Origin of the sequence: Brevundimonas sp. VNH65, from assembly GCF_049445955.1 — a bacterium.
Lineage (GTDB): Bacteria > Pseudomonadota > Alphaproteobacteria > Caulobacterales > Caulobacteraceae > Brevundimonas.
In genome coordinates, this window is record NZ_JBMSDX010000010.1 from 91,029 (window position 1) to 104,707 (window position 13,679).

The window sequence follows — 13,679 nt, forward strand, 5'->3', positions numbered from 1 at the left end:
GTGGTGCTACAGCTTCGCCATGACCGCCATCGCCCGACCCCGTTCGCCCGCCGTTCGCGCCCTGACGTCGCTCAGCGCCCTGGTCCTGTTCGCCCTGATCGCCGGCCTGGTCGTCGGCGGCCTGGCGGGCGGAGCCGTCGGAGAGGCGGGGGCCGGCGCCCCGCCGGACGGCCTGCTGTTTTCCATTCTGTCGGTTCTGGAATCCCTCGGCCAGACCTGGCTGAACGCGCTGCGGATCACGGTGATGCCGCTGATCTTCGCCCTGCTGATCGTGGGGGTGGCCGCGATCGCCGATGCGGCCGCGACCGGTCGGCTGGCGGCGAGGGCCCTGATGGTGTTCGGCGTCCTGATCGTCGGCGCGACCGTCTATGCGATCGTCGCCGGTCTGGGCCTGCTGAACCTTTGGCCGATCGACCCCGAGGCCGGACGGGCGCTGGCGGGCTCGGTGTCGGGCGAGGTCGCGGCCGAGGTCGGCCAGGCCGCCCGCACCGACGGCTTCACCGCCTTTCTCCGCAGTCTCCTGCCCAGCAATGTCGTCAAGGCCGCCGCCGAGGACGGGGTTCTGGCCGTCGTCGTCTTCGCCCTGGCCTTCGGCTTCGCCACCACGCGCCTGACCGCCGAGGCCCGCCGACCGCTGGTGGAGGTGTTCCGGGCCGTCAGCGAGGCCATGATCGTCCTGGTGCGCTGGATCCTGATGGCCGCGCCCTTCGGCGTCTTCGCCCTGGCGCTCGGCGTCGGCCTGCACGGCGGCTTCAAGGCGGCGGGGGCGCTCGGCCACTACGTCGCCATCGTCTGCCTCAGCCAGATCGGCCTGATCCTGGTGACCCTGCTGATCGCCGTGGTCTGGGGCCGCATCGGCCTCGGTCGCTTCCTGTCGGCGACGGGCCCGGCCCTGGCGGTCGCCGTCTCGACCCAGTCCTCGATCGCCAGCCTGCCGGTGATGATCGAGCGGGCGCGCGACAACCTCGGCGTTCCGGCCGAGCGCGCGGGTCTGGTCCTGCCTCTGGCCGTCGCCGTCTTCCGCATGACCAGCCCGGTCGCCAACCTGGCCGTCTGTCTCTATGTCGCCCAGCTGCATGGCGTGGAGCTCGGCCTGCCGGTCCTGATCGCCGGCGGCCTGACGGCCATCGCCGTCTCCATCGCCTCGGTCGGCCTGCCCGGTCAGGTCAGCTTCTTCGCCTCGGTCGGCCCGATCTGCCTGGCCATGGGCGTGCCGGTCGGCGTCCTGCCCCTGCTGCTGGCCGTCGAGGTCATCCCCGACATCTTTCGCACCCTCGGCAACGTCACCGCCGACATGACCGCCGTGCGCATCGTCGATGTGGCCGAGGGCGACACGCCTCAGCGCGACGCCGACCCCGGTCCAGCCTAGCCCGTCGCGACCTCCCTCTCCCGGTTGGGAGAGGGTTTGAGCGCACGGCGGCGCAGCCGTCGTCCTGGCGCTCAAGGGTGAGGGGACAGTCCCTGCCGTCGGCGTGAGCCGTGGCGTGGGCGATGCGACGGCTTCGCCGAGTTCCAGAGCGTCCTCTCATCCGGCCCTGCGGGCCAGCTTCTCCCAACCGGGAGAAGGAAAACGCATGCGCGTATCCGTCCGCCTCCACCTCTGGCCAACGCTGGCGATGCCCGCGCTCAGACCGAAGGCCCAATGTCCGGTGTCAGCGGTGGTGGTGGTGACTGAAATCGACCCATTGCGGACATCGATTTCCCCCGCCATCGTCGGTCTCATGCTTGCACGAGATGACAATGAACACCCGATACCGGAAGAGCTTCGGCCCCGATTTCGAGAGCTGGTGGCTGCATTCGTAGTCGGAGACTATCACCTTTCGACACACAGGCCCGACGGGGTCGCGCCCGTAGACGCGCGCTTGGCCGATTTCATCGCTGAACAGATAAACTCCTACGGGGCCAAGCTCGCGCCGCTAAACGACGAGGTTTGGCAACGGTCAATCTACGCTTGGGACGGGCGGCACTGGCAGTTCCTGATTGATCTGACCATCACCGGAGAGCCCGTCAGCGATCTGGTCCTCCACGCTCGACTTCCAGATTATGAGGAAGCTCAAATCGAAGTCTGGTCCGTGCACGTGCCCTGAGTCCGCTACAGACCCTTGGCGGACCTAGACTTTCTCCCAAAAGGACCACACGCCATTGGAGATTTCCGTGGCTGCGAAGCGCACTGGCACCGGCCACCCCGCGCCGCCGATCTCGTAGATCTGGAAGTTCTGCTGTGAGGGTGGCGGAGCGTCTTCAGGGAGCCAGACCTCACCTGCTTGCCGGCGCCATTCGTGCTGCCAGACCGGCAGGCCGCCGACCTGACCGTGATCCTGCTCGGGTCCAACATGTGTTCGCCGCCATGCCATCAGCGGAGCCTGGCTTAAAGTATGACCGCTTTCCACCCCGAACAGACTATCGGCATGTCCGTTTTCGGCCCAGAGTCCGGAGCTTGCCAACGGCGAAGCATCCCCCACCTCCGGGCGAAGCAAATGCGGGTGGGGTTCGAGCGGCCGCCTACCCCGCCACCTTCGGCATCAACCCCTCCGCCGCGATCACGCTGGCCTCGACGCCCAGGGTGACGGCGGGTTCGGGCGTGATCTTGAACAGGGGCGAATGGTGGCCTGCCGCGCCTTCAAGCTCGGCCTCGGGCGTGCCGCCGACGCTGAAATAGATCCCCTTCACCCCGCTCTCGGGCGTGACGAAATAGGCGAAGTCCTCGGCGCCCATGCCGGTGCGCGGCGAGTCCGACAGCACCCCCTCGCCGAAGGCCGAGGCGAACAGGTCGCGCACCCGCTGGGCCGTTTCGCGATCATTGATGGTGGGCGGGGTGGTTTCAGTCTTCGACCAGGTCACCACGGGCAGGCGGTCGTCGGGCACGCCCAGGGCCAGGGCGGTGTTCCGCGCCACCCGGTCGATGCCGTCCAGCAGCAGGGTCCGCACCTCCGGGCTGTCGGCGCGGACGGTCAGTTGCAGGTTCACCTGTTCGGAGATGATGTTGTGCTTGATCCCGCCGTGGATGGCGCCGACCGTCACCACGGCGCCCTCCAGCGGATTGACCTCGCGGCTGCGCAGGGATTGCAGCGAGACCACGATCTGCGACGCCACCAGCACCGGATCGACGCCCAGATGCGGATAGGCGCCGTGGGTGCCGACCCCCTTCACCGCGATGTCGACGCTGTCGGAACTGGAGGACGTGATGCCCAGCGGGGCCTCGATCCGGCCGGACGCCAGGTCGGCCGAGACGTGGAAGGCCAGGGCGTAGTCCGGTTTTGGAAAGCGGGTGTAGAGGCCGTCCTCGATCATCATCCGGGCGCCGAAGATACGCTCCTCGGCCGGCTGTGCGATCAGCACCAGGGTGCCGGACCAGTTGGCCTTGCGCGCCATCATCTGACGCGCCGTCCCGACCAGGGCGGTGATGTGCACATCGTGGCCGCAGGCGTGCATGACCGGTTTCTCGACCCCGTCGGCGTCTACCTGGCGGGCGGTGGAGGCATTCGCCAGGCCCGAGCGTTCCTCCAGCGGCAGGCCGTCCATGTCGGCGCGGATCATGACCGTGGGACCGGGGCCGTTCCTCAGCACCGCCACCACCCCCGTGCCGCCGACGCCGGTCGTCACCTCATAGCCGAGGGCCGTCAGCTCCCGCGCCATCCGCGCCGAGGTCTGGACCTCGCGGCCGGACAGTTCCGGATTGCGGTGGAACCAGTCGAACAGGGCGCCGAGATTGGCCTGGTAGTCGGCCTGGACCGCCGACTTCAGTGACGCATCCTGGGCCGCGTCCTGGGCCGACGCCGCCCCGCCCCACAGCGCCGCCGCCGTGACCGTCGCCAGAATGATCCGTTTCATCGTCGTCCCCCGCGTATACGAAATTCGACCTTAGACCGCCCGGCGGGCGCGGCAAGGGCGGATCGAGCCTGTCGCGCGCTTGTGCAGGCCGCCGGCCTGGGGCCTATTGCCCCTGTCCTTGGACTGCGTCTGTAAGGGAGTTTCGACATGATCGATCGCCGCCGCCTGCTGGGCGCCTCCGCCGCCGCCGCGACCCTGGCGGCCTTGCCGCGCCTGGCCTGGGCCAATGACGCCGGCGCGGCGCTCGACGCCCTGCTGACCCGCCAGTTCGAGGCCGCGCTGGACAAGGACCCGGAGGGCGTCACCAGCCTGGGCCTCGATGTCGGCGCCCGCGCCCGCCAGCGGGCCCTGCTCAACGACCGGTCTTCCGCAGGCTTCGCCGCCGACCGCGACGAGGCCGGCGCCCGTCTGGCCGAACTGAAGGCCGTCGATCCGGCCGCCCTGTCCCCCGACGCCCGGCTCAACTACGACGTCGCCCTGTTCCAGCGCCAGATCGCCGACGGCTATCGCCGGTTTCACTGGCACACGCCGGACGGCTGGAAACAGACCCCCTACGGCGTCAGCCAGATCGGCGGCGCCTATATCGACATCCCCGACTTCCTCGACAGCACCCAGCCGATCGAAACGGCGCCCGATGTCGACGCCTGGATGTCGCGTCTGGCGGCCTTTTCCACCGCCCTCGATCAGGACACGGAGCGCACCCGCGCCAATGCGGCCATGGGCGTCATCGCCCCCGACTTCGTCCTGGCCAAGACCCGTGACCAGCTGAAGGCCCTGCGCGACCAGCCGGCGGCGCAGCAGCCGATGATCCGGTCCCTGATCCGCCGCGCGGGCGAAAAGGGTCTGGCGGTCGATCCGGAAAAGGCCATGGCCCTGTTCGACGGGCCGGTGAAGTCGGCGCTGGACCGTCAGGTGATGGAGATCGAACGGCTGTTGCCGCTGTCGTCGCATCAGGCGGGCGTTCTGCGCGTGCCGGACGGCGCCGACTACTACGCCCACAATCTGCGCAACTTCACGACCACGGAATACAGTCCCGCCGAGATCCGCCGCATCGGTCTGGAGCAGGTGGCCGACCTGCAGTCGCGGCTCGACACCCTGCTCAAGGCCCAGGGCTATTCTCAGGGCACGACGGCCGAACGGCTGGCGGGCCTGCGCGCCGAACCGCGCTTCCGGTTCGCCAATGACGACGCGGGCCGGGCTGAGCTGCTGGCCTTCGTCAACGCCGAAATGGCCGCCATCCGCGCCCGCATGCCCGAGGTCTTCCCCCGCATCCCGAAGGGCGATTTCGAGGTGCGCCGCGTGCCGCCGTCGATCGAGGCGGGGGCGCCGGGCGGCTACGCCCAGGGCGGCAGTCTGGATGGGACGCGCCCGGGCATCTACTACATCAACCTGCGCGACACGGCCGAATGGCCGCGCTGGACGCTGAAGACCCTGACCTATCACGAGAGCGCGCCGGGCCACCTGTTCCAGGGCCAGCTGGCGCGCGAGGCGGGCGAACTGCCCCTCTATCGCCGCGTCGGCGGCTTCTCCGCCTATGGCGAGGGCTGGGGCCTGTATTCCGAGCGTCTGGCCGACGAGATGGGCGTTTACGAAAACGATCCCTTCGGCGAGATCGGCTATCTGGAAAGCTTCCTGTTCCGCGCCTGCCGCCTGGTCGTCGACACCGGCCTGCACCATCAGGACTGGAGCCGCGAACAGGCCATCCAGTACTTCACCGAAAACGTCGGCGACCCCAACGAGGCCGAGGTCGAACGCTATTGCTCGTCGCCCGGCCAGGCCTGCTCCTACAAGATCGGCGAGACCTTCATGACCGACCTGCGCGAACAGATGAAGGCCCGCCCGAACTTCGACCTGAAAGCCTTCCACGTCGCCATGATCGACGGCGGCAACCTGCCCCTGACGGTGCTGGAACGGCGGGTGAAGGCGATGATGGGGTAGGGGTCAGAGGGGCGAGGGGGGATCGCACGGCGTTTCGCCGGCATGCGTCTTGGCTCGCAAGGCCTCTCTGTGACGTTGCGCCGCGTCGCTGAAGGCCGAGGCGAGAATGCCGGTCGGCGCCGCGATCAGGCCGATGCCCGCGATCGCCGTCAAGGCCGCCACCATGCGGCCCAGACCGGTGACCGGGAAGACGTCGCCGTAGCCGATCGTGGTCATGGTGATCACCGACCACCACAGCGCCCGCGGAATGCTGCCGAACTTGTCCGGCTGAATCCCGCCCTCGATGAAATACAGCAGACAGGCGGACACCAGCATGATCAGGCCCGCGGCGCCGAGGGTCAGCAACAGTTCGGTGCGACGGGAGGCGACGGCGTCGGCCATCAGTCCCCAGGCCCGGCTGAACCGCCCCAGCTTCGCCAGTCGCAGGATGCGCAGCAGCCGGAACAGGCGGAACAGATAGGCCGGCGTGGCCCCGGCGAAGATCAGCGCCGGGGCGAGAGCCAGAAGGTCGATGATCGCGGCCGGGGAGACCATCCACGACAACCGCCCCCACACCGGATGGGCATAGCGCGGGTTCTCCGGCGCGATCCAAAGCCGCGTGACATACTCCACGCCGAAGATCAGCAGGAAGACGCCGTCCAGCGTCCTGAACAGCGGCTGCATAGGCCCGGAGATCGACGCTTCCGTGTCCAGCACCGCCACCACGACCGAAGCGACGATGGCCGCTATCAGGACAAGGTTCAGTCGCGACAGCCGCAGGGCGTCCTGAACATCAAGGGCGCGATGCAGCCGGACGCGAAGATTCGGCCGTTCTGCATCCATCGGCGGCGAGGCCCTTCCACATCGTCGAAGCGACGCTCGCCGATACTCACGTCCAGGTCAATCGAGGCCCGACGACCGCCTACGCATACTCCTGGATCGCCTTGACGCCCATGTCCCCGGCCTGGACGGCGGCGATGGCGCGGGCGGCGGCTTCGGCGCCGGCGGCGGTGGTGTAGTAGGGGATCTTCATCATCAGGGCGGTGCGGCGCAGGGAGAAGCTGTCCTGCAGCGACTGCTTGCCCTCGGTCGTGTTGATGACCAGCTGGACCTCGCCGTTCTTCATCGCGTCGACGATGTTCGGGCGGCCCTCCAGCACCTTCTTGACCAGCCCGACCTTCAAACCTTCCTCGGCCAGGAAGGCGTGGGTGCCGCCGGTGGCGATGACCTCGAAGCCCTCGGCGAGCAGCTGCTGCACGGCCGACTTGATGAAGGGCTTGTCGGAATCCTTCACCGAGACGAAGGCCGTGCCGCCGGTCGGCAGGGTGGTGCCGCCGCCGATCTGGCTCTTGGCGAAGGCGCGGGCGAAGGCGGGGCCCATGTCAGCCTCGCCCTCACGCCTGAAGTCCAGGCCCATGACCTCGCCGGTCGAGCGCATTTCCGGGCCCAGGATGGTGTCGACCCCGGCGAAACGGGCGAACGGGAAGACCGCCTCCTTCACCGCGATATGATCATAGGGCTTGTCGGTCAGGCCGAACGACTTCAGCGGAACCCCGGCCATCACCTTGGCGGCGATGGCGGCGATGGGCTGGCCGATGGTCTTGGCCACGAAGGGGGCGGTGCGCGAGGCGCGCGGATTGACCTCCAGCACGAAGATGCGCGGGCTGTCCGAGTGCGGCTCCTCGATGGCGAACTGGACGTTCATCAGGCCGCGCACCTTCAGGGCGCGCGCCATGGCCTCGGTCTGGCGCTTCAGTTCGGCGACCGTCTCGGGCTTCAGCGACCACGGCGGCATCGAACAGGCGCTGTCGCCCGAGTGGACCCCGGCCTCCTCGATATGCTCCAGCACGCCGGCGACGAACACCGTCTCGTCGTCGCACAGGGCGTCCACGTCCACCTCGGTCGCCCGGTTCAGATAGTGGTCGATCAGGACCGGATCGTCGCCCGACACCCGCATGGCCTCGCCGACATAACGGTCCAGCCCCTCGCGGTCGTGGACGATCATCATGCCGCGTCCGCCCAGCACATAGGAGGGACGCAGGACGACGGGATAGCCGACCTCGTCCGCCTTCTGCGCGGCCTCCTCGGCGCTGCGGGCCAGGGCGTTCGGCGGCTGTTTCAGGCCGATGTCGTTCAGCATTTGCTGGAACCGTTCGCGGTCCTCGGCCAGGTCGATGGAATCGACCGTCGTGCCCAGCACCGGCACGCCGTCAGCCTGCAGCGCATGGGCCAGCTTCAGCGGGGTCTGGCCGCCGAACTGGACGACGCAGCCGATCAGCTCGCCCTTCGACCGTTCGACCTCGATCAGCTCCAGCACGTCCTCGGCCGTCAGAGGCTCGAAATACAGGCGGTCGGAGGTGTCGTAATCGGTCGAAACCGTCTCGGGGTTGCAGTTGACCATGATGCTTTCGACGCCGATGTCCGCAAACGCGAACGCCGCGTGGCAGCAGCAGTAATCGAACTCGATCCCTTGCCCGATCCGGTTCGGGCCGCCGCCCAGGATGATGGCCTTCTTCTTGTCCGACGGCTCCGCCTCGCAAGCCGGGACCTGGCCCAGGGCGCCGGTCTCATAGGTCGAATACATATAGGCGGTGGCGCTGGCGAACTCGGCCGCGCAGGTGTCGATCCGCTTGAAGACCGGACGGACGGACAGGTCGCGACGGGCGGTGCGAACCTCGCCCTCGGTCTTGCCGGTCAACTGCGCCAGACGCGCGTCGGCGAAACCCTTGGCCTTCAACTGGCGGAAGGCGGTCGCCTCGGTCGGCAGGCCCTTGACCCGGATATGGCCTTCCTCGCGCACGATGTCGGCGATCTGGCGCAGGAACCAGGGCTCATAGGCGCAGGCGGCCTCGACCTCCTCGACCGTCAGGCCGTGGCGGAAGGCCTGGGCGATGACGCGGATGCGGTCGGGCGTCGGGATGCCCAGAGCCCGCACAACGGCGGCGCGCAGGGCGGCGTCGTCCTCGGCCCCGATCACGCCCTCGATCTCGATCTCGTCGAAGCCGCTGAGGCCAGTCTCCAGACCGCGCAGGGCCTTCTGCATCGATTCCTGGAAGGTCCGGCCGATGGCCATGACCTCGCCGACCGACTTCATCGAGGTGCCCAAGAGGGGCTCCGAGCCCGGATATTTCTCGAAGGCGAAGCGCGGGATCTTGGTGACCACATAATCGATGCTCGGCTCGAAGCTGGCCGGCGTGACCTGGGTGATGTCGTTCTGCAGTTCGTCCAGGGTGTAGCCGACGGCCAGACGGGCGGCGACCTTGGCGATGGGGAAGCCGGTGGCCTTGGACGCCAGGGCCGAGGACCGCGACACGCGCGGGTTCATCTCGATGACGACCATGCGGCCGTCCTTCGGATTGATCGCCCACTGCACGTTCGATCCGCCGGTCTCAACCCCGATCTCGCGCAGCACGTTGATCGAGCCGGTCCGCATGCGCTGATACTCTTTGTCGGTCAGCGTCAGGGCGGGGGCGACGGTGATCGAATCGCCCGTGTGCACTCCCATCGGATCGACGTTCTCGATCGAGCAGATGATGATGCAGTTGTCCGCCTTGTCGCGGACGACCTCCATCTCATACTCCTTCCAGCCCAGGACGCTTTCCTCGATCAGCACCTCGGTGGTGGGCGACAGGTCGAGACCGCGCAGGACGATCTCCTCGAACTCCTCGCGGTTGTAGGCGATGCCGCCGCCGGTGCCGGCCAGGGTGAAGCTGGGGCGGATCACGGCGGGCAGGCCGACGAACTCCAGCCCGTCCAGCGCCTCTTCCATCGAATGCGCCGCCTTGGAGCGGGGGCTTTCCAGACCCAGCTTGTCCATGGCGTCGCGGAATTTCTGGCGATCCTCGGCCTTGTCGATGACCTCGGCCTTGGCCCCGATCATCTCGACGCCGTATTTGGCCAGCGCGCCCGACGCGTCCAGCGCCAGGGCCGTGTTCAGCGCCGTCTGACCCCCCATGGTCGGCAGCAGGGCGTCGGGCCGTTCCTTGGCGATGATCCGCTCGACGAACTCCGGGGTGATCGGCTCGATATAGGTGGCGTCGGCCACCTCCGGGTCGGTCATGATGGTGGCCGGGTTGGAGTTGACCAGGATCACCCGGTACCCCTCGGCCTTCAGCGCCTTGCAAGCCTGCACGCCCGAATAATCGAACTCGCACGCCTGGCCGATGACGATGGGGCCGGCGCCGATGATCAGGATCGACTGGATGTCTGTGCGTTTGGGCATCGGGAGGCCTCTTGTTCTTCTAGTTCGTCACGACCGCGCATTCCCAGCCGTCATAGTCCAGCTGGAAGGCCGCGGCCCAGGATTGCATCATGGCGGAGACCGGGGCGAAGGACGTCTCGTCCACCGCCGTCGTCGTCTCCAGAACGGTCATGTCGTCCGAGCCGCTGGTCACGAAGCCGGCGCGCCGCGCCACCTCGTTCAGATCGTCGTGGTCGCCGTCCCCATGGAAGTAGAACAGGGTGTGGCGCGGCGTGATCCCGCTGTCGCCATGCTCGGCCAGGGCCGCGCGCACCATGGCGTCGCGTTCGTCGTGGCTGATGACGTCTTCATGCACGGGCGCGGCGATCCTCTATGCGCGCGAAGGCCCGGCGCGGAGATTCGCGGCCGTTCCGTCGGGTTGTCGGTTAAGCGGCCCGTCTAGAGAAGGGGGGGCGGCCGGGCAAGGGCCAAAAACGGCGAAACGCCCCGAGGCCGGCCTCGGGGCGTTCGTCAGCGGGGCGCGCCGCCTCAGTAGCTGCTGGTCAGGCGGAAATACATGAACCGTCCGATCGCCGGCGCCGGGTTGTTGATCAGGGAGAAGAAGGGCTGTTCGTCGGTCAGGTTGTTCACCCCCACGATCAGCGTCGAGACGTCGTCCATCTTCCAGCGCAAGGACGCGTTGTGCACCCACGACGATCCGACCGAGTTGGGCGTGTACTGCTCGGCGTCCTCGATCTCGACCAGATACTGACTGTCCGAATAGGTCGAGAACAGGGAAACCGTGAAGTCCTCGACACGCCACGACAGCGTGGTGTTGAACGACCATTCCGGGAAGTTCAGCTCGCCCTTCTCGGGATCCGGCAGGTCCGGGTCCGAGGGGAAGGGGTAGTTGTTGCGGTCCTCCAGCCAGGTGCCCGCCACATTCAGTCCCAGGGACCCCCAGCGTGGCGGCAGATCCAGGGTGTAGCCGACGTTGAAATCGACGCCCGAGGCCTCCAGTCCGGCGAAGTTGGTCTGGGTCTGCAGCAGATATTCAAAACCGAGATAGGTCGGCGAGGAGGCGGTCCGATTGCGGCGGAACAGGGCGCAGAACGGATTGTCGAGGCTCGGGGCGTCATAGCAGTTGTCGACGATGTCCTGGGCCGCGACCGAGGCGATGGCGTCGTCAATCTGGATGTTCCAGTAGTCCAGGGTGGCGGTCAGACCGGGAACGAACCGCGGGCGCAGCACCACGCCATAGGTTTCGGATCGCGAGGTCTCCTCTCCCAGGTCGGGGTTGCCGCCCGCCTGGCCGAGGAAACGCGCCGTCAACGGATCGGAGAAGGTGTAGGCCGCGCCGGGGGCGATCCCCAGATCGGTGCGGCAGTTGGCTTCCCGCGTCGAGGAGCCCAGGCTGATGTTGGCCATGTCGCAGGGGTCGACCGGTCGGAAGGTGGCGGACGACAGCGGCGAATACAGCTCGGAGATGTTGGGCGCCCGGATCGTCTCGGCGACGCCGGCGCGGAAACGGATGTCGCGGATCGGAGCCCAGACGGCGTCCACCTTCCAGGTGGTGGCGCTGCCGACCGTGGAATATTCGGCGGCCCGGATCGCGCCGGTCACCGTGAGGGTCTCCGCGAACGGCAGATCGGCCAGCAACGGCAGGCCGATTTCGGCGAACACCTCCTTGACGTCGTAGCCGCCGAGCGTGGGCTGATCATCGGCGAACTGGAAGCCGTACCCCGCCTGTTCGTAGGCGTCGGGAACATATTTGCTGCTTTCGTCCCGATACTCGGCGCCGACCACGAATCCGATCGGGCCGCCCGGCAGGCTGAACCAGGCCTCCGAGGTGCCGGTGGCCACCGCGCTGACCACGAACTGCTCGAGCGTCGAATTGGTCGAGGCGTAGTAGTTCTGGAAAGCCAGTTGCTCGGCCGAGTTCTGGTTCAGGCCGAACAGGTTCAGCGGACGGCATTCGCCCGGCTGGAAGGTGTTGATCGCCACGGTCCCCGGATAGTTCGCGGTGTCCGTCAGGTAGGAGTAGAAGGGCAGGGCCGACGGATCGAGATTGATGCGGCAGGTGATGTTGCCGTTCGCCACGCCGGTGCGGAACTCGCCCTCGTCCACGGCGTCGATCGCGGCGAAGAAGCGGTCCTCCAGACGCATCGGATACTCCGACGCCTGTTCGGTGCGGCCGTAGTTCAGGGACACGTCATAGGACCAGCCCGTGAACAGGTCGCCGTCAGCGCCGACGACCGCGCGGTAGGTGCGCCGTTCATAGCGATCGATCGGATCCCAGATGTCGATGTGGTCGCGGACCAGGGTGACCATGGCCGAGCCGGCGATCGAGGGGTCGGCGGCGATTTCCGCGTCGATGATGCCGCGTATCTCGGCGGGGATGTAGGGGTTGTCCAGGAAGATGGGAATGGTGTCGTCAAAGGTCTGGTAGGGCGTCCAGACCTTGCTTTCGCTGTGCACCGCCTTCAGCTCGACATAGGGGCGGAAACGGTCGGATACCTCGAAATGTCCGACCAGGTTGAGGTTCAGGCTGAACTCTTCCGGATAGAGGGTCTGGGTGTTGAAGGTGAGTTCGGCGCCGTCGCCGCCGAAGTTGTTCTGGGTGCCGGCGAAAATCCCGTCCCGGAACGGGCGGATCTGACCCGTGACCGGATCCTTGATCCAGCAGCCGACGACCCACCCCGGGGTGCCCCGACCGGGGCCGCTCTGGGTGCAGTCATTGGCGCCGTTGCCGTCGAGGTCGGCGGACGTCAGGAAGGCATAGGCGCCGTCGGGGAACCAGCCGTACGGTGCGAAGCCGATCGTGCCGGGCGTCGAGGAGATGTTCCAGGTCGGGTATTCGGCGTAGGCGCGCGGCGGCGCGGATCGGGCCCGATCGACCAGGGCCTGCGGCGTGCCTGCATAGCGGGGCGACGACCCGACCAGGATCGACCGTCCGACCCAGGCCGCCGGCACCCCGTCCGACGCCTGGAAATAGAGGGCCGGATTGGCCCAGTCGTTGGCCAGGCGGTTGTCGCGAGAGAAGTCGCGGTCGCCATAGAAGACGGCGGCGCGCTTGGAGGCCTGTATCGACACCGCCAGATTGCCGCGTCCGCCGGCGAAGTCGCGGCCGTGAGTCACGGCGCCGTACATCTGCTGACCGTCCCAGTCGCCCGAAATTCCGCCCTGGAGCTCGACTTCGGTGCCGACGAAGTCGTCCTTCAGGATGAAGTTGACCACCCCGGTGACCGCGTCCGACCCATAGACGGCGGAAGCGCCGCCGGTCAGGACCTCGACGCGCTCGACCAGGGCCGAGGGAATGCTGGACACGTCCACGGCGGCCGAGCCCGGCACCCCCGCCACGTGGCGGCGACCGTTGACCAGAGTCAGGGTCCGGTTCGATCCCATGCCGCGCAGATCAAGGGTGGCGGCGCCGCCGTTGGCTTCGGCCGTGCTGGTGGAGCTTCGCAGGGCGGGAATGCGATCGATGATGTCTGTGACCTCGGTCGCGCCCTGAAGGTCCAGCACCTCCGCCGTCACGACCTGGACCGGCTGCGCGGCGAGGACGGACGAGGTTCCGGCCAGGCGGGTGCCGGTGACGACCACCTCCTCGACCGTGGTCGGCTCCGCCTCCTGGGCGGCGGCGGAGCCCGCAATGATCAGACTGCTGGTCGCCAGCAGGGCGAGTTTGAAACGCGGACGCGAGATCGACATGGCAATACCCCCAAAGCGTTCCGGGGAGGCGGAACACGGA

At 67.7% G+C, this 13,679-nt stretch carries 8 protein-coding genes; 3 read left to right on the plus strand and 5 right to left on the minus strand.

What is annotated here, in order from left to right; translation table 11 throughout:
* Positions 1–19 precede the first annotated feature (19 nt).
* Positions 20–1,369, plus strand: coding sequence for a dicarboxylate/amino acid:cation symporter (locus ACO2Q1_RS14645; protein ID WP_423330220.1), 1,350 nt, complete (start codon positions 20–22; stop codon positions 1,367–1,369).
* A 205-nt stretch (positions 1,370–1,574) separates the two neighbouring features.
* Positions 1,575–2,087, plus strand: a complete 513-nt coding sequence (locus ACO2Q1_RS14650; RefSeq protein WP_423330221.1) for a DUF7668 domain-containing protein — start codon at positions 1,575–1,577, stop codon at positions 2,085–2,087.
* A 415-nt stretch (positions 2,088–2,502) separates the two neighbouring features.
* Here the strand turns inward: ACO2Q1_RS14650 and ACO2Q1_RS14655 are convergent, their stop codons facing one another.
* Positions 2,503–3,831, minus strand: coding sequence for an amidohydrolase (locus ACO2Q1_RS14655; RefSeq protein ID WP_423330222.1), 1,329 nt, complete (start codon positions 3,829–3,831; stop codon positions 2,503–2,505).
* 147 nt (positions 3,832–3,978) lie between these two features.
* On the opposite strand from ACO2Q1_RS14655, the gene ACO2Q1_RS14660 reads away from it, so the two are divergent.
* Positions 3,979–5,769, plus strand: a complete 1,791-nt coding sequence (locus ACO2Q1_RS14660; RefSeq protein ID WP_423330223.1) for a DUF885 domain-containing protein — start codon at positions 3,979–3,981, stop codon at positions 5,767–5,769.
* A 3-nt stretch (positions 5,770–5,772) separates the two neighbouring features.
* On the opposite strand, the gene ACO2Q1_RS14665 is transcribed toward ACO2Q1_RS14660, so the two are convergent.
* From ACO2Q1_RS14665 to ACO2Q1_RS14680, 4 genes are all read right to left on the minus strand, one after another.
* The gene (locus tag ACO2Q1_RS14665) at positions 5,773–6,591 is read right to left on the minus strand and encodes a potassium channel family protein (RefSeq protein WP_423330224.1); all 819 of its coding nucleotides are present in this window, start codon (positions 6,589–6,591) and stop codon (positions 5,773–5,775) included.
* A gap of 79 nt (positions 6,592–6,670) precedes the next feature.
* Entirely contained in the window at positions 6,671–9,970 is a 3,300-nt protein-coding gene (carB, locus tag ACO2Q1_RS14670; RefSeq protein ID WP_423330225.1) for a carbamoyl-phosphate synthase large subunit, read from the minus strand.
* A 19-nt stretch (positions 9,971–9,989) separates the two neighbouring features.
* Positions 9,990–10,304: a hypothetical protein gene (locus tag ACO2Q1_RS14675; RefSeq protein WP_423330226.1), complete on the minus strand. Its 315-nt coding sequence runs from the start codon at positions 10,302–10,304 to the stop codon at positions 9,990–9,992.
* Positions 10,305–10,477: 173 nt separating this feature from the next.
* A complete protein-coding gene (locus ACO2Q1_RS14680; RefSeq protein WP_423330227.1) occupies positions 10,478–13,639 on the minus strand; it encodes a TonB-dependent receptor domain-containing protein in 3,162 nt (1,053 codons plus the stop codon).
* Positions 13,640–13,679: the final 40 nt, after the last annotated feature.